Here is a 17137-nt window from a genome sequence, read left to right as displayed (position 1 = left end):
CAAGGCTTTTATAATTCGATATATAAAGATAAGTTCATACTGCGAAAAATGATTTGAGAAACTGAGTAAAATCGATATTCCGGGTCGATGCAACAAGTCATCGACAATGAAATCAAACAATCCGATCAGGAAATTATCGCGTCCGGTTCGATCTATATCAACCATGTCCGTTTAATTTTAGTGTTTCTTTTCTATTTTGCCGAGGCCGTAAATTGGAAACAAAACAGTCCGGCGCAAAACGCTTCGTATCTGATAGGCATAACGACGATCTTCGTTTATGCTCTTTACGGATATTATAAAATCAAATATCAAAACGGCTTTACCGAAATTCAAAGTAAGGTTTTATTAGTCGCGGACGTTCTTATCTTTTTTTCCTCTATGGCCGTAGTCGCCGCGGATAAACCCGAACTTTCCGCGGGAGTGGTTCGTAACCAGGTTTTAACGGCGATCGGTTTCGTTTATATCATCTGTTCCACCCTATTACTTTCTCCCAATTTCGTTTTATTGATCGGTTTTATTTCCGCTTTAACTCAGTCGATCGTCATCTTGCTCGCGGGTTTAAACGGATTGAATTTCGTGATCGATCCGATACTTTCCACTTCGATCGGAAGCGCCTCCCCTTCGGAGCAGTTTTTAAAAATACTATTCATGTTCACTTCCTCTTTGATTTTGAGATTTCTCGTAACGCTTTTTTTAAAACTGAGGGACAATTCCAAAATAAGGGAAGGTAAATTAGAGGAATCGCATCGATCGATGAACGAAAAAACGAAACGTATGAACGAATCTGCCGTATATTTGAAAATGTCTTCGAAAAATCTAAAGGAATTTATGGATAATTTTTCGGTTTTGGTTTCGGATCACGCGTCCTCGTTCGAAGAGATCAGTTCTACGATGGAGGAATTTCAATCGCAAACGGAAAGTTCCGCAGATACGGTTCAGAAACAGTTTAAACAAATTGCAAGTCTTCTGGATCATACGGATAGTTTAAAATCGATCATAGATAAGATAGCGCAGTTCAACGAGACTTTGGATCTGAGTATGAATAAGGTCCGTAAATCAGGTTCGATGGTAACGGAGTTCGTCGAGGATCTTTCGAAATCACTTTCTTCTTTGGGAGATTCTTTCCGTAGCGTTGGAGAAGTGAATCGTATCATGTCGGAGGTTGCGGATCGTACGAATCTTCTTTCTTTGAACGCTTCGATCGAGGCAGCGCGTGCGGGTGATGCCGGTAAGGGATTTGCGGTAGTTGCGCAAGAGGTGTCGAAACTTGCTGAAAGCAGCGCCGGTAACGCTGATTTGATTTCGAAGATCATCCGCGATTCCTCCAATCACGTATCGACCGGCCGAAAATCCGCGGAGACTACCGCCGAACACGTAAAAGAACAGGACGTCCTATTTCAGGATTTGTTTTCCAGATTCAGCGAATTCTCGAAACTGTTCGAACAACAGAGAACGATCAACTCCCGTTTTTTTTCAGAGCTGGACCACTTGCGATCCTTGTCTTCGGAAATAGAACTCGCGTCCACGGAACAAAAAATCGGTCTTACTGGAATCGTAAATGCGATCGTTATGCTTCAGAATTCCATGGAATCGCTGACCGAAAAAAGTGAAAATCTCGCGAACATCATTCTCGAGTTGGATTCACAATCGAACACGTTGACCAAGGTCAACGCGGAATGAATCTTCGAGCCGGATCCCGATTTCAGCGCGCTTCCTATGATACATAATTTAAAAATTCGAAATTACGAATGAACTCTTCCTATGCGGGAGTTTTCATTCGGATCGGAGACGGAGAAACGCGGGACGACGAATACGAGATCCTTCAATCGTAAGCTCGTTTTTAACGATCGTAAAACGGACGAATTCCTCGCGTATCGAACTTCGTTATTTCAGTTGTCATTCTACCCTTTTTCAAATGTTTAGTAAAAAGGAAACACTCGAGGAAAGGGAAAATGGCAAATATCTATTACGACGCCGACTGCGATCTGAGTTCACTCAAAGGCAAAACCATCGCCGTGATCGGTTACGGTAGTCAAGGGCATGCACAAGCCCAAAATATGAAGGATTCCGGGCTTAAAGTGATCATCGGCCTGAAAGAAGGATCCAAGTCCGCACAAGACGCAAAGAACGCAGGTTTCGAAGTGTACAGCGTTGCGGAAGCCGCGCAAAAAGCGGACATCATTCAGATTCTCGCTCCGGATACGATTCAAGCCGATCTTTATAAAAAGGACATCGAGCCGAATCTGAAAAAAGGAGATGCGCTCGTATTCTCACACGGATTCAACATTCATTATGATTTTATTCAACCCCCTAAGGACGTGGACGTTTATATGGTCGCTCCGAAAGGTCCGGGTCATCTCGTTCGTCGGGTTTATACCGAAGGCGGCGGAGTTCCTTGTCTGATCGCGATTCACCAGGATTCCACCGGCGAAGCGAAAAAAAGAGCGCTCGCACATGCCGCGGGAGTTGGTGGAGGACGCGCCGGTATTTTGGAAACTTCTTTTCGCGAGGAAACCGAAACGGATCTTTTCGGAGAACAAGTCGTTCTCTGTGGAGGACTTTCCAATTTGATCATGGCGGGTTTCGAAACGTTAACCGAAGCGGGATACGATCCTGAAATCGCGTATTTCGAATGTCTCCATGAGGTGAAGTTGATCACCGATTTGATCTATGAAGGCGGTCTGGCAAGAATGAGGTTCTCCATTTCCGACACCGCGGAATACGGAGACTACGTTAGCGGTCCTCGCGTGATCGACGCAGGCGTTAAACAAAGAATGAAGGAAGTTTTGAACGACATTCAAAAAGATAAGGGAGCGAAATTCGCGACCAATTGGATGGCTGAAACGAAAGCGGGATATCCGAACTTCAAAAATATGAGAGAGAAAAATGCTGCTCATCCGATCGAATCGGTCGGTAAAAAATTGAGAAGTATGATGAAATGGCTTTCTAAATAAGAATCCGATTCATAACTTTTTCGTAGAAAAAACCCGGCGGAAGCGATTCCCCGGGTTTTTTATTTTTCGAGGAAGAGTTCCATTTCCAAATCGTATCGAAAAGAGAGTGACCGGAGTCCGATAACGAACCGATTATGAACACGAATTATAAGTTAATACTCGCAACCGTGATTCGAACGAAAATCAAACGAGAAGATCGTACTTTTTGGAGGAGCGGAATCCTAGTTTTATTCCGGAAAAATCTTTCCTAAATTCTCTTCTTACATTTCTTTCCCGAAAAAAATAATGACAAAAGGATTTCTTTTGCTACCCTGATTCCATTCTTGATCATTCTCAGGAGGCCAGGTTTGAAATCCAAGTTATCCGCAATCAGCGTCTGTTTGATTTTATTTTTTGCGACGGATGCGTTTGCACAGAAAAGATACGGGCTCATTTTCGGTTCCAATTATACCGGAAATAAAGCAGGAATTCCGGAATTAAATCTTTGCGAAGCGGATGCAAAGTATTTGAACGATGAAATTCGTAAGGTCGGAAACTTCGACGAAGTTAAGATCGTTCTCGGAAAAGAAGTAACGAAAGACAACATAGAAAAAGAGATCAAGGCTCTTGGGAAAAAGGCGGGATCCGACGACACCGTTTTACTTTATTTCTCCGGTCACGGGGCTTTTCAAAGAGACGCTTCCGCAAAAAACGGAATGAGGAATCTTATCATCTGTTACGATAGACCTCATCTTTCCGACGACGAATTGAATCAATATCTGGAAAAGATAAAATCTCCGAAAACGGTTTTTATTTTCGATTGTTGTTTTTCCGGTGGAATCGCTAAAAAAGGAAAGGCGACCCGTGGATCTGCGGACGTTCCGATTCCAGAAGGAAGCGCCGGAACCGTAAAACAGGATTCGGAAGATTTTTTCTTTCAGAACAAGGCGATCATTTCTTCCGCGGACGACAATCAGACCGCGATCGAAGTCGGAGGAAGTATCAATCACGGAATTTTTACGTATAACTTCGGACGAGCGTTGAGCACCGCCGATTTAAACAAAGACAACGTGGTTACGGCTTTTGAAGCCTTCTTTAAATCCAGGGACGAAACCGTTCAAATGGCGAAGAAGTTTCAACACGAACAAGTTCCCCAAGTTTCCGGAAACGCATCCGGGATTTTTCTCTCCGGAAAAAAAGCTCCCGAACCTCCCAAACCCGTGGATCCTCCTAAACCTCCCGCTCCGACCGTGGAACCCGAAGCCGATCCGATTAAACCAGATCCTGTTCAACCGGTCGTAACTCCGCAAGAGCCGCCCGTAGTTCCGACCAACGAACGTGGAGATCTGGTATTGAAGACTACGATCATTCAAGATCGGGCCTATGGACTTTCGGATTTACCGCCCGATATTCTGATCTTTGCGAAAAAGAAAAGGAAAGGAAATCGAAACGTAAAAGTATTCTTGGACGATCAGGAATTCGCATCCACGGTCAGCGCTTCGCCGTCCAACTATTGGGGCGCGGTAAAACGACAAGGACAGTTGATCCCCGGAAACGTATATACAATCACGTTGAACAAGGTTCCGGCCGGAGTTCATAAGATCACGATTAAGGCCGACGATTACCCTGAAATTCAGGAAACGTTCGCCGTTCTTCCGAATAAAAGAAACGAGTTGGCGATCAACGCTTCTATGAGCGGTTTCGGAGCGATTCGCGGAAAAGTATTCTACAAAACCCTGGACAATCCGGTGATCAATCAGCCGATTTTTATGCCTACGATTTCCAGCGTTTCCGGAATTCAAAAATTGAACACCGATTCCGAAGGGAATTTCTGGTTCACAAACTTGAAACCCGGCGAATACGAAATCAAGGCCTCGTTTGCGGAAGATCTCAATTTGAACAATTCGATGATCAACGTGAAGGAAGGGGAAGTTTCTTCCGTTGACGTGATCCTCAACGTGAAGATGCCTTCCACAAAGACGAAGTATTGATCGTTCGATCTCTTCTTAACGAAAAAGCCCGTCGTTTCGGCGGGCTTTTTTATTTCGGTAGTTTTAACCGTAACGGCATACTCTAACTACGATTTTGTGACGCGGAATTTCGGATTCGATTTTCCCGTTCGTCCGTTATTTTCCGTTGAAAATCCAAAAAGCACGGACCGAACTCGATTCGGAACGACTCGAATTCGAATGCCGACGTCTTGATAAACGGATTAATCCTTTAGGAAATTTTTCCATTCGTTCGAACGGAATCTACGTTTGCGGATTTCCTGTAGTTTTTTCATTTGTGCTGAATCGAGTAAATTCCCGGCCTTTAATCCGGATTGCGGAAGAATCGTGTTGTTTACGAGGTTTGCGGTGGTTTTGCCGATCGAAAGAAAGGAACTTTTGAGCTCGGGGTCCATTTCAGGATAGAACATTGTGCGCCTCCATGCGACTTCTGGTTCGGTGGAAATATTTTTTTATCCGGAATTCGGCCGCTCTCGTCCTTGAGAAAGGAATCGAATCCCTAAACTATCTATCGAAGAAATTGGAAAATCCTTGAGTATTTTTTTTCTTGTACGAATTTTCCCAAAACGGTAAAATTGCAAAAAAATGCAGATTCGGTTGATCAATAACACCGGTAAAAGAACTGGAAGATTCGTCGCGTACGAGTACGGCACGGATCTGTTCGGTTATGTCTACGTGGACAAGATCAAAGGGAAGGAACGGGGAAAGTTGGTTTCTCAGTGGGTGATGCCCGATTTGGGATCCATGGTTCGGTTGTTGGATTTCGAACTTTATAAACGCGAAAACGAACACTACGAAAATATCAATTCCCTTACAGGATGACATCCTCGCTTCGAATCGATCTGCTCAATCGCAGAAAAAACAAATTGGATCGTTATCACGATCGGATTTCCTCGCTTTTATCCAAACTTTCTGTCACTCGTCTCCTTTTTTTTACGGCGTTTCTTTCTTGGATTTCCGCCGTTTATTATCTTCGTTCGCAGGCAATTTATTATCTACCGTCTTTACTGTTGCTTCTTCTATTTTTCTTGTTCGTCGAAAGATACAAACGAACACACGTTACCCGCAATCGCGTTCGGCTTTGGCGCGACGTTTTGGAACGGGAAAGTGCCAGAATCGGAATTAAAGGATTCGGAAAAAAATACGGAACCAAATACGCACCGAAGACGCTTTCTCCTCTGGCTCGTGATCTAGACTTGTTTCGGGATACGGGTTTATTCTCCTGGTTGGATACAACCTTTACGCAGGAAGGGGAAAAAAAACTCGTGTCGTTTCTTGATGCGGATGATTTTTCCGATCAATTTCAAAGGGATCAAATTCTTCTCCGCCAGTCTCTCGTAAAATCGATTTCGGAAAAAACATTAGCGATTCCTAAAATGTTAAGGTTGGCTTCCTATCTTCGGGAAAGGGAGGATATCGGTAAGGATCGGCAAAAAGCGTCTCCTCATTCTATTCAATCGGATTCCACTTCGATACTTTGGCGGAAATATCCGTGGCTGGATAAGATTTATAAACCCGTGACCGTCGCCGTTCTGGCTTTTATACCGGCGAATATACTTTTGGGAATTCCGTTTCCCGCCTCGGTGTTTTTTCTGAATCTTATCCTATTCGCAATTTACCGTTCCACAAGTCTGGAAGTCTTTCGACAGTATTATTCCCTCGCAGGGAGCATTTCAGGATTTCAGAAAATTCTAATATACTTGAAAGGATTGAACATAAAGGATCTTAACGGAAGGTCCCTTTTGGCGGAAACTTCGAAGCAGGAGTTGCGTTCCGCATACGAGGAATTGGATCGGATCCTTAGGAGAGCGGCTCTGACGGAGGCGCCTTTACTTCATCTGATTCTGAATAACTTGTTTTTGTTTGATCTTTGGGTATTAAAAAGGATTTCCAGATGGCGGGAAAAACATTCGCTATTGTTGGAAAAATCCTTGGAAGACGGAGTATTGTTCGATTCTTTATTATCTTTATCTAATGTGCTTTGGATGTCGTCCGAATATAATTTTCCGGAAATTCTTCCCCAAGGGAAAAAATATTCCGTTTCGGGAACGGGACTTTTCCATCCTTTGATTCCTTCTTCGGCGCGGGTTTCCAACCCTGTCGATCGGACAGAAGAGGGAAGTGTGGTTTTGATTACCGGATCCAATATGTCCGGAAAAACGACGTATTTGCGCACGTTAGGCGTCGCTTCGATTCTCGCTTTGGCGGGCGGACCGGTTCCCGCTGAAAAGTTTTCTATTCCCGTTTTGAAAATTCATACGAGCATGAGAAACGAGGACGATCTGGAGGAGGGAATTTCCTTTTTTTATGCGGAAGTAAGAAGGTTATCCGAAATCGTAAAAAAGGTCCGTGGTTCCGAAACTCCTCATCTCGTTTTATTGGATGAGATATTAAAAGGAACGAATACAAGAGAACGTTCCTTGGCTTGTAAGGGAATTTTGAAGGAACTGAAAAAGAACCGTGCGATCGGTTTTGTTACGAGTCATGATTTGGAATTGGCGAAGGTTGACGGAGTAGTTTTGAAACATTTTCAAGAGGAAGTTCTCGACGGTGTGATGCATTTCGATTATAAAATTCGCAACGGTTTGGTGGAGACGAGTAACGCTCTTCGGATTTTGATTCAAGAGGGTATGGATCTTGATTTTTCGGAATGATCGTCCGGCCGACGCTCCAACTTGTTCGAGAAGGTTCGTAAAGTTTTTTTTTGCTTTTTTCTTGTCGTAATTACGACGCTATCGAAGTGCGTTTTTTAGTTTTCAAGATTAGAATTTTCTGATATAGACGGAATCTTCCGCCTAGTCCCGCTGACCCGCCTCCACCACCCGATCTGGGTGGGGCCGCGCTCGTATTACGGGCGAATTGTAGGAAGTACGACCAATTTTATCTGAAACAATTCGATGTTCGAATCTTCGTTACGAGCGGACTATTTTTTGGGTTTATTCTCTTTGGAAGAAAAAAGTCCCTTAAATCCTTCCCATGCATCTCGAACATATTCCGAAACGACCGAACCGGCAATTCCTCCTCCATAAGGTCCGCCCACAGGAGCGAAAAAAGGCGCGAGAATCGTACTTCCGGCAAATACGGAACCCAGCCAAATAGGATCTATATAAGGAATCGATTGTTTAAAAAGGCCTTTGTAAATGATGGGAATCTTTAGCGCCCTTCCGACGATATTACCGCCTAATCGAAGATTGATGAGAACGTCCACATTCTTATCGAACCCGATGTCGCCCTTTCCGTCCGCCTCTAATCCGTTCCCTTGAAGTTTAAGATTAATGAAATAGAATCTGTTGTTTGCGATTTTAAAATCCGATTTTAGAGAAGCGAATTCCACCTTCCTTCCGTCGATTCCGTTGAAGGATATGATTTTCCCCAGCGTATTCAAAACGGGAATCATAAAGTTTGCGTAACCGAAAAGTTCGCCGTTTAATATCTGAAAACTTCCTCCTCCTTCCATGTTCTTGAAAAAGTCGGAAAGGAAATCCTCGCTTCGGTCGTTGACCTCGGTCGTAAAGTTGAATTTACTGAACAGATTTCCGTTGAGAATCCTTTCGCTTACGTAAGGCATGATAATTCGATCGGAAAGAATCCTATAAACCTCGCCTTGTACCTCGAATTTGGAGCGAAACGGATTTATATTCGCTTTTCCTAATATTTCTCCGTTATAGATATATGCGTGAAAACTCGGGATTTGGATCCAAGGAAAAGAATATTTCATCTCCGCCTTTAATACGGGAAATCTGTGTTTTAAGGCGTATACGTTTTTCAAATCCGCACTGAAATAAAAAACCCCGTTCGGTCGGCGCGGGTCATCGAATTCCTTTGTAAGTTCGAAAAGCCTTCCTAATCTAAGGACACGATGATAATCCAGGTAATTGGCGCTGATTTGGAAGGAAGCGTTGGTCTTCTGATTCCAAAACACCGTTCCTTTTGCGGCGCCTTCCGCAACTCCGGGCCAAATCACAGTTATATAAGGAAATTCTAATTTTTTATTGGGTATGTCCAGTTTTAGTTCGAAATTCGTCCGCAAATTGCCGAAAGCGTTTCCACCCCTATATGCAAAGTTTTTAGCGTTAGCCGAAACGTTAAAACGGATCGGTTCGTTGATTCCTTTGTTGATTTTGATGGTTCCGCTGAAAATCGTTTTAGAAAAATCCGCGTTCGGGAAGATGAAAAGAAGATCCCGGAAGATAGAGAGCGAACAATGATCCAAGATGATCGTGGACTGGAATTGTATTTTTTCCAAAGAGGTCGGAAATTCCTCTAATCCCGCGCTTCCGTAAATTTGAAAACTTTGTTCGTCCAGCTTTCCTTGGAGAGATAGATCGAGCGAATTTCCGTAAAACGGAACGCTGAAAGAAGAATTCCACAGATAAATCCCGTATGTCCTTTGATGAGTGTCGTCCTGATAATTGACGAAGAAGTTTTCCACTTGGACGTTCTTTAAACCTATCTTTAGGACTTCCTTCGGGTTGAACGGAACTTTTAAATCTTCCGAAGGATCGAAGATGCGAATCGTATTCGTTTTCTTTGATGTTTTCGACTCTTCCTCATTCTTTTTGTCTTTCTGAAGGAACTCGATCAGATCGACGGAGCCGTCCTTTAGTTTATGAAGATTTATTTTTCCGCCAGATATGTAGATGTCTCGGATCTCCACCTTCTGACCCAATAATCCGAACCAGGAGATGTCCACTTTGATACGATCACTGATTCCGATTACGACCTCTCCTTTTCGAACCAATACGGAATTGAGTTCGATTCCCGGAAAAGGAAATAAGACCAAATCCGATTGATAAACCTGGATATCGAGTCCCGTCGCTTTTTCGATTTCGGAAAGGATGAATTCCTTATAAAAATCCTGGCGGGAGAGTATAGGAAGAACCGTAAATAGGAAAAGCGCTAAGATTTGAAAGAGAAGAATCGCAAGAAATTTGATACGATTTCTATATAAAAATTCCTTAATACGATTTAGAATTTTCATCGTTACGATTCCAAAGGAAAATGACAGAGAACCTTTCTGCTTTCGGAAAATTTTTTCCAGCTCGGTGATTCCGTTGCACAAATGTCCCGGGCAATCGGGCAACGCGTATGAAAATGACAACCGTGCGGTTTATCGACCGCGCTTGGAATTTCTCCTATCAGCGGCGTTCTTACTTTTTTTCTATCGTATACGTCGAACGTGGATTGAAACAGCGCTTTCGTATAAGGATGTGCGGGAGCGGATATGATGTTTTCCGTCCTACCCAGTTCCACGATTTTTCCCAAATACATGACTGCGATCCTATCCGATATCGATTTTACCACACCTAGGTCGTGCGAGATAAACAAATAAGAAAGGCCGAATTCTTTTTTTAATTCGACCAATAGTTTTAGAACTTGAGTGCCCGTTGATACGTCCAAAGCGGATACGGATTCGTCGCAGATGACGAATTTGGGTTTTAATACGAGTGCTCTTGCGATCGCGATGCGCTGTCTTTGTCCTCCGGAAAATTCGTGCGGAAATCGGGAAAGAATATCGTGTGAAAGATTGACACGTTCCAAAATTTCCTTGATCTTCGTTTCGGTTTCCTCTGGAGAAAGTTGTTCGTGGATTTCCAAACCTTCCGTTAGAATTTCCGAAATCGTCATTCTAGGATTGAGCGAAGAATAAGGATCCTGAAAGATGATCTGAATGTTTTTTCGGAACGGAAAAAAATCTGCCGTGGAAAGGGACGTTATCTCTTTGTCCTCGAAATAAATCCTTCCCGATTCCGGATCCAATAGTTTTACAAGGCCTCTTCCGAGCGTGGATTTGCCGCAACCCGATTCGCCTACCAATCCCAAAATTTCGTTCTTTTCGATTTCGAGACTGACTCCATCCACTGCGGCGATTCGATTTTTCTTAAAACCGAAACCGGATTTAGAATAAAAACTGATCGTTAAATCTTCAATGCGAATCATCTTATTTCGATTCCTATTTTTTGGAAAGAAAACATGCCGCGGCATGCGGTTCGCTTCCGGGGGTTAAGGGAAACAATTCCGGTTTGGATTCTTTGCAAGGTTGAAAGACCGATTTACATCTTGTGGAATAATGACAACCGTTCGGGTATTGATCGGGGGAAGGAACGATTCCGGAAATCGGCTGTAAATCATCTACCGATTTCGCCAAAGTGGGAATGGAATTCAGAAGATCGATCGTATACGGATGCACCGGCGTATCGATCACGGAATCCGTACCACCCAGTTCCGCGATTCTTCCCGCGTACATAACAGCGATTCGACGGGCAATGGTTCCTACGAGACCGAAATCGTGCGAGATGAAAAGAATGGACATTCCGTTCCGTTTCTGTAGTTCCGTAAGAAGTTCTACGAGTTGGGCTTGAATCGTCACGTCGATCGCGCTCGTCGGTTCGTCCGCGATCAAAAGAGCGGGATCGCACATCAACGCCATCGCGATTCCGATCCTTTGTAAAATTCCTCCGCTCATCTGATTGGGATAAGAATATAATCTTTGTTTAATGTCCGTAATTCCGACCGAGGCAAGCAGATGTTCCGCTTTTTCCAAAGCCTCTTTCCTATTTTCGGAAATGTGAAGAAGATATCCTTCGATCATCTGATCTCCGATTTTCATCAAAGGATTAAGCGCTGCGAACGGCTCCTGAAAAACGTACGCGATTTCCTTTCCGCGTATCCTATGCAATTCCTCCGAAGAAAGTTTCAGGAGATCCTTTCCTTGATATAGAATTTCTCCGGATACGACTCGGGAAATATTCGAAGGAATCAATCTGGTAATCGCCAACGAGGTCAAGGATTTACCGCAACCCGATTCGCCGATCAGGGAAAGTATTTCCCCTCTTTTTACGTCGAAGTCGAGATTCTGTAATACGGGAAGCCATCGGTTTTCGGATAAAAGATCCAGAGAAAAATTGCGCACTTCTAAGAGAGGAGAATTCATTCGTACACCGCCTTTTCTCTAGAGTCGAACGAATCGCGTAAACCTTCTCCGATGAACGAAGTCAAAAGGATCGTACTAAAAAGCGCCGCGGACGGAAACGTGATCAACCACCAGGAGCCGAGACGTTCTCTTCCTTGTCCGATCATTTCCCCCCAGGAAGGATTCGGTGCGGGAATACCGTATCCCAAAAAATCCAAAGCGCTCAAAATGGAAATCGAACCGATCAACGTGAACGGCAAAAAAGTCACCAAAGGTGTGATCGCGTTCGGAAGAATGTGACGCATCATGATTCGAAACGGATTCACTCCCAAAGCCTTGGCCGCTTCGACATACGTAAGTTGTTTTAGTTTGAGGAATTCTCCGCGCATGTAGTACGAAATTCCGATCCAACTCAAAGCACCGTAGGTGATCAATAAAACCGTGAACCCTCTTCCGAAAAACGCCCCTACGATCAGAATCAGATATAAAAACGGGATCGCGGAAAGGATTTCGATCAACCTTTGCATCAAGATGTCGAATTTTCCGCCGTAATATCCCTGCATCCCTCCTAGGAAAGTCCCCATAGCTAATTCAAGAAATACTAATATAAGGCCGAAGCTGAGTGCGTTTCTGTAACCGTAAAAAATTCTGGTAAACACGTCGCGTCCGCGGTCGTCCGTTCCGAGCCAATGTTTGGCGTTAGGCGGTGAAGGTGGAGTTTCGCCTTCGTCCAAACTTTCCAGATTGTCTTCGTTGAATCCGTACGGAATCGGGGCAAATAGAACCCAATTTTTTCCCGTTACAAAGTCCTCCCGTTTCGCAAGCCGTTTGTAATTTTGAGGAGTGAGATTTTCTCCTCCGAAACGTGACTCCGGATAAAACTTAAAGACCGGAAAGGACAATTGACCTTCGTAACTTACGATCAAAGGTTGGTTGGTCGCGATCAATGGCGCGAACAATGAAACGAAATAAGTGATCAAAAGTAAATTCAACGAATACCAAGCCCTTCGATTGGCGCGGAATTTGGAAAAACGTTTTTTTAGAATCGGGCTGATGATCATTCGAATTGAATCCTCGGATCGATCAGTACGTAACAGAAGTCGGACAATATATTTCCGAACAGGGAAAGCGCGCTTTGGACGAGCAAAAGACCCATCATCAAATCCGTATCCCGTTCCGTTACCGCTTGAAAACTCATCAATCCCATTCCGTCTATGTTGAATACGAGTTCGATCACGAGAGAACCCGCAAAAATAAGACCGAGATTGTTTCCGAATCCGGTGGCGATCGGTATCAACGAGTTGCGAAACGCGTGTTTAAAAATCGCTTCCTTAAAACCGAATCCTTTGGAAAGAGCGGTTCGAACGTATTCCTTGGAAATTTGATCCAGAAGGGAATTTTTCATCAGTAAAGTCAAAACCGCAAAGGATCCGGAAACGTAACAAAGTACGGGAAGAAACATATGTTCGATCCGATCTCCGATTTTTTCCCAAAAGTTCAAACTTTCGTATTCGTCAGAAACCTCGTGTCCAAGAGGAAACCAAGCGAATACTTCCCCCGAAGCGAACGTATAAAGTAAAAGTACGGATAACGCAAATACTGGAATCGAATACGCGATCAGGATGATTCCGCTGGTTGTAATATCGAAATTTTCTCCGTTGCGGAGTGCTTTAGAAATTCCTAATGGAATACAGATTAAGTAGGAAAGAAAAAATCCGGATAATCCGAACGTCAAAGAAACGGGAAGTTTTTCCAATATGAGATCGGTCACCTCACGAGTGTGAAGTCTGGATTCCCCTAAGTTGAACGTCAAAACTTCCTTCAGCCAATAAAGATATGCGACGACGAAAGGTTTATCCAAATGAAGTCTTTTTTTAATGATGTTGATTTCTTCTTCCGAGATCGTTTTTGCGCTTCCTCCTTGGGAACTCGCATACCCTCGAATTTTTGCGATCTCCGTTTCCAAAGGCCCCCCCGGTGCGAAGTGCGAAATCGTGAACACGATGAAGGTCATTCCCAACAATGTAGGGGCGATCAGAAGGAAACGTTTTAGGAAATATTTTTTCATCGGATTTCCGAGTCTCGGAAAAACAGTTTCAAGGATACGGATCCAATGACAAAGTCTTTTTCGGAAGACGAATCAATATTTCCTTTCGTTTAATCCCGATTTCCTTTTAATTCCAAATAACCGGTGCCTCGAACCGTTTTACCGGCCCTCGTTCCGAAAATTTTTACGGCTCCTTCCCAATAAGAAAAACCCGTCGTCGGTCTGGAATCGAATTCCTGATCTTCGAAAAAAGGTTCTATCTTCAGGTCGAATTCGGCTTCTTTTGAGGAGGGATGCGTTCGTAAATTCCAATACAAAGGATATCGTTTCCCGGTGCGTTCGCTTTTCCAAAACTTAGAATCGTGTAAAAAAGAAATTTCCTTTTCTTTTTCGAAACGGATTACGTTTCCGTTTTTCGATCGATAGGTTCCGAAACTTTCGGAAACGGATCGTTGTGATTCCCTAAAATTAAAGACCGTAAGCTCGGATCCGTCTTCGAAGAGAATACAAATCCAATCCCATGAGTTCGTTCGGTCGGATAATTTCGTCTTGATCTCGGAATCGAATGGGCTGCTCCATTCGTGGTCCATCCACGAATCGCCTTCCGTAACGGAAATTTTTTTCCCGCCTACGTTCAATTCCCCTTTGGTGGAAAGTCTAGGGATGCTATAGTAGTACGAATAATAATTCGGATTGTTTCTGCTCTTGAAAGATTTTCCCCGTTCGCCGTGAAGAAGGATTTCGGACGGATCCGTGTTTAACGTCAAATCCAAAGAAAACCCGGAAACGTTTTTCGGTTTTGCTACGATGTGAAAGGAGGATTTTCCTTTTATTTCGAATCGGAAGTCTCCGCTAAAAATTCCGTTTTTATCGTAACCAGCCATTCCGCCTAACGCTCGTTCGACGGTCTGCGCGGTTGTATGTTTTTTCGTTTCGAGATCGGAAATCGCAAAGTGAACGGGAAACACCTCCGTTTCCTTTCCGAAAATTCCCTTAAAAAAACTGAGCTCGTAACCGTAACGTTTTCCATCCGAGGAACGCAGAATTCCAACGAAATAACACCATTCCACTCCGTAGCCGGAATGGAAGGAATGATCTTTGGGAAAAACGAACGGACGACTTTCCGCGCCGAGGTCGAAAAAAAACGGAACCAAAAGACAGATTCGTATTAGACGATTGACTCCGCCTTTTAGGAAGTTGATATGATCGTTTCCGTTCCTTATGCGTTTTTTAAATTCGATTAAAAATTCCAAACTTCTGATCCTCGGACTTTATTTACCTCAGTTCGTTATTTTAGGAATCTATTTCCGTGATTTATATCTGAAATACTTTGAGTTTTGTCCCAATCGAGAATTTCTTACCTGGGATCCGGACGCGCGCCTAACGACTTCGATTCAAATCGCGGCGTCGATTCGTTCGTTCGATCTTTTCGAATTCTTAAGATTGATCTTAGATTCTCCGACTTGGCCGGTGTTGAGAAATCTTCCCGAAGCGATTTTGATCTTTCGTTTCGGACCAGGAGGTGTTCCCGTTTCATTGTTCACTTTTGTGGAATCGATTCTTGTGATCGCCGTCGTTCCTTGGATTTTGTTTCGATTTATGAGGAACGGAGACGGAGTTAAGAACGCGTTTCCGATTTTCACTATCGCGGCGTTTCTATTTCCGATCGTATGGGGAGGTTTATTGCTGAATCCGGGTTGGATGCATTATTCCTTTTCGGGAATGTTGGAAATTCAGGGCGGGCTTTTTTTTCTTTTTGTTTTGATTGCGTTTTGGGATTTACTCGATCGTGAAAACCTCAATCCGGAAAAGGATGGATCGCAATCTCCTTGGTTTCTTTTTACGAGCGTAAATTTATTATTTCATACGAAATATCCGTACGGTTATATTTTTCTTTTTTTCGGAGTTTTGTTCCTCTGCGTTTTTCGTTTTCGTGAAACCGGGGAATTGTTGCGGAAATTTTTTCTTTCTTTCGGTTTGGGAATAGGGTCCGAACGAAAACGGAGATTTCGTTTGATTCCTATAGGAGCCTCGTTTCTTTTGATCGCGATTTCGGTCCTTTTATCGGATAATATTTTAATCGGAAAGACGAAAGCCTATCTACGTTATGCGGCCGTGCTTTCGTTTTGGATCGTTTCGACCATTTCTCTTTGGAGAATTTTTTATCCGAAACGATCGGAAAAAAGTTCCGTGATCGTTACGGACGTTTCGGATAAAATGAACGGATTGAGCGCTTCTTTCGAAGAAGAATACGGAGCGGCTTCCGCAGGACTTTCGGTTTGGAAAATTTTCTGGACCTTCTGTATTTTGCCGATCGGCACCTGGGTTTTGTTGCACCCGGATCGTTTTTCGAGTTCGGGAAGTACGATTCGACATGCGCAAGGTGCGGGTTTGTTGCCCGGACAAGGGGACGATTCCCTGTTTAGTCTTACTTATGTGCGCGAGATTGCGGAAAATTCCCTCTATTCTCCGTTTGGAGGTTGGATCCTTTTATCCGTTTTCGTGTTGGGAATTTTTATTGGATTTCTCCGTTATCGAAAAGAAAAGACTCCGACGGCTTCGTTGTTCGTATTTTTGTCGGTTGCGGTTTCGATTCTGGGTTTAACATTGATGACTCCCAACCATCAGCCGCGTCACATTTATCATTTGTATCCGGCGCTATTTCTTGGCGTCTGCCTTTTTTTCAGAGAAAACTTCGCCGGAGTTTCCGGGACTTTTCGCAGTATTTCAGTATTTTATTATATTTTAATTATATTGTTTACTGCGGGTTATTTTATTCGAAACAAGGCTTCGGTTTGGGACCGGACGAATTTGTGTTTTTCGGGTACGGATCAAAGTCTCTTTTATTCCGCCTACGACGTTGAAGAAGTTCTTTCGAAAAATCTGAACAGAGATTCCGTTTTGTGGAATTTGTTACCTTTGGAACATCCGAATCGTCCCGACGTTACTCTTTCTTTTTTTAGAGCGGGTTGGTTTGCGGAAAAAAAGGTCAGAGAAAAAAAGAAACGGGAGCAGTTCGATCCCCAAAAACGGAATTCGTTTGCGGCGGCTTCTTATTCGAATCCGGATTGGTTTTTGATCGGTTCGTCGTGTGAAGAGACGATTCGTCGAGCGGGCTTTTCTAAGGAATCGTTTTCGGAATTCGCACGAAGTCCGAATACCAAGTTGCGGTCTTTTCCGATTCGCGGAGCTTGTGTGCTTCATTGGAAAAACGGTTCCGAGTTTTGATCGTTGT

13 protein-coding genes are annotated in these 17137 nt (G+C 43.6%); 6 read left to right on the top strand and 7 right to left on the bottom strand.

The genetic code is table 11. The features are described 5' to 3' along the window. The first annotated feature begins 87 nt into the window (after positions 1–87). The 3 genes from EHQ17_RS17610 (at position 88) to EHQ17_RS17600 (ending at position 4924) form a co-directional block, all read left to right on the top strand. Entirely contained in the window at positions 88–1680 is a 1593-nt protein-coding gene (locus tag EHQ17_RS17610; protein ID WP_135590952.1) for a methyl-accepting chemotaxis protein, read from the top strand. A gap of 272 nt (positions 1681–1952) precedes the next feature. Continuing rightward, the gene (gene ilvC, locus EHQ17_RS17605; protein WP_135590950.1) at positions 1953–2954 is read left to right on the top strand and encodes a ketol-acid reductoisomerase; all 1002 of its coding nucleotides are present in this window, start codon (positions 1953–1955) and stop codon (positions 2952–2954) included. Between the two features lie 347 nt (positions 2955–3301). Further along, positions 3302–4924: a caspase family protein gene (locus EHQ17_RS17600; protein WP_135590948.1), complete on the top strand. Its 1623-nt coding sequence runs from the start codon at positions 3302–3304 to the stop codon at positions 4922–4924. A gap of 221 nt (positions 4925–5145) precedes the next feature. Here the strand turns inward: EHQ17_RS17600 and EHQ17_RS17595 are convergent, their stop codons facing one another. After that, on the bottom strand, positions 5146–5352 hold the full coding sequence (locus EHQ17_RS17595; RefSeq protein WP_100746151.1) for a hypothetical protein: 207 nt from the start codon (positions 5350–5352) through the stop codon (positions 5146–5148). 175 nt (positions 5353–5527) lie between these two features. Here EHQ17_RS17595 and EHQ17_RS17590 point away from each other — a divergent pair, with 175 nt between their 5' ends. Further along, on the top strand, positions 5528–5764 hold the full coding sequence (locus EHQ17_RS17590; RefSeq protein ID WP_100746150.1) for a hypothetical protein: 237 nt from the start codon (positions 5528–5530) through the stop codon (positions 5762–5764). Further along, entirely contained in the window at positions 5761–7596 is a 1836-nt protein-coding gene (locus EHQ17_RS17585) for a MutS family DNA mismatch repair protein (protein WP_135590947.1), read from the top strand. The genes EHQ17_RS17590 and EHQ17_RS17585 overlap by 4 nt, the downstream gene beginning before the upstream one ends. Positions 7597–7865: 269 nt before the next feature. Here the strand turns inward: EHQ17_RS17585 and EHQ17_RS17580 are convergent, their stop codons facing one another. The 6 genes from EHQ17_RS17580 to EHQ17_RS17555 form a co-directional block, all read right to left on the bottom strand. Further along, positions 7866–9923, bottom strand: a complete 2058-nt coding sequence (locus EHQ17_RS17580; RefSeq protein WP_135590945.1) for an AsmA family protein — start codon at positions 9921–9923, stop codon at positions 7866–7868. Between the two features lie 2 nt (positions 9924–9925). Beyond that, the gene (locus EHQ17_RS17575; RefSeq protein WP_135590943.1) at positions 9926–10882 is read right to left on the bottom strand and encodes an ABC transporter ATP-binding protein; all 957 of its coding nucleotides are present in this window, start codon (positions 10880–10882) and stop codon (positions 9926–9928) included. 13 nt (positions 10883–10895) lie between these two features. Then, positions 10896–11876: an ABC transporter ATP-binding protein gene (locus tag EHQ17_RS17570; RefSeq protein ID WP_135590942.1), complete on the bottom strand. Its 981-nt coding sequence runs from the start codon at positions 11874–11876 to the stop codon at positions 10896–10898. Continuing rightward, positions 11873–12916: an ABC transporter permease gene (locus tag EHQ17_RS17565; protein WP_135590940.1), complete on the bottom strand. Its 1044-nt coding sequence runs from the start codon at positions 12914–12916 to the stop codon at positions 11873–11875. Before EHQ17_RS17565 ends, EHQ17_RS17570 begins: the two co-directional genes overlap by 4 nt. Then, on the bottom strand, positions 12913–13923 hold the full coding sequence (locus EHQ17_RS17560; RefSeq protein WP_135590938.1) for an ABC transporter permease subunit: 1011 nt from the start codon (positions 13921–13923) through the stop codon (positions 12913–12915). Before EHQ17_RS17560 ends, EHQ17_RS17565 begins: the two co-directional genes overlap by 4 nt. An 89-nt stretch (positions 13924–14012) precedes the next feature. After that, the gene (locus EHQ17_RS17555) at positions 14013–15125 is read right to left on the bottom strand and encodes a lipocalin-like domain-containing protein (RefSeq protein WP_135590993.1); all 1113 of its coding nucleotides are present in this window, start codon (positions 15123–15125) and stop codon (positions 14013–14015) included. Between EHQ17_RS17555 and EHQ17_RS17550 the strand changes: the two genes are divergently transcribed. Beyond that, positions 15124–17130, top strand: coding sequence for a hypothetical protein (locus EHQ17_RS17550; RefSeq protein WP_135590936.1), 2007 nt, complete (start codon positions 15124–15126; stop codon positions 17128–17130). The two genes, EHQ17_RS17555 and EHQ17_RS17550, sit on opposite strands and share 2 nt — an antisense overlap. Positions 17131–17137: the final 7 nt, after the last annotated feature.

The sequence above is a fragment of the Leptospira gomenensis genome, assembly GCF_004770155.1.
In the GTDB taxonomy this organism is placed as follows: domain Bacteria; phylum Spirochaetota; class Leptospiria; order Leptospirales; family Leptospiraceae; genus Leptospira; species Leptospira gomenensis.
Note: the sequence above shows the minus strand (reverse complement) of the source record. Positions and strands in the feature narration are given on the sequence as shown.

Excerpts from the sequence above, each read along its gene's own strand:
- EHQ17_RS17610 (WP_135590952.1), top strand. The coding sequence starts at position 88 with ATGCAACAAGTCATCGACAATGAAATCAAACAATCCGATCAGGAAATT.
- ilvC (WP_135590950.1), top strand. The coding sequence starts at position 1,953 with ATGGCAAATATCTATTACGACGCCGACTGCGATCTGAGTTCACTCAAA.
- EHQ17_RS17595 (WP_100746151.1), bottom strand. The coding sequence starts at position 5,352 with ATGTTCTATCCTGAAATGGACCCCGAGCTCAAAAGTTCCTTTCTTTCG.
- EHQ17_RS17590 (WP_100746150.1), top strand. The coding sequence starts at position 5,528 with ATGCAGATTCGGTTGATCAATAACACCGGTAAAAGAACTGGAAGATTC.
- EHQ17_RS17585 (WP_135590947.1), top strand. The coding sequence starts at position 5,761 with ATGACATCCTCGCTTCGAATCGATCTGCTCAATCGCAGAAAAAACAAA.
- EHQ17_RS17580 (WP_135590945.1), bottom strand. The coding sequence starts at position 9,923 with ATGAAAATTCTAAATCGTATTAAGGAATTTTTATATAGAAATCGTATC.
- EHQ17_RS17575 (WP_135590943.1), bottom strand. The coding sequence starts at position 10,882 with ATGATTCGCATTGAAGATTTAACGATCAGTTTTTATTCTAAATCCGGT.
- EHQ17_RS17570 (WP_135590942.1), bottom strand. The coding sequence starts at position 11,876 with ATGAATTCTCCTCTCTTAGAAGTGCGCAATTTTTCTCTGGATCTTTTA.
- EHQ17_RS17565 (WP_135590940.1), bottom strand. The coding sequence starts at position 12,916 with ATGATCATCAGCCCGATTCTAAAAAAACGTTTTTCCAAATTCCGCGCC.
- EHQ17_RS17560 (WP_135590938.1), bottom strand. The coding sequence starts at position 13,923 with ATGAAAAAATATTTCCTAAAACGTTTCCTTCTGATCGCCCCTACATTG.
- EHQ17_RS17550 (WP_135590936.1), top strand. The coding sequence starts at position 15,124 with ATGCGTTTTTTAAATTCGATTAAAAATTCCAAACTTCTGATCCTCGGA.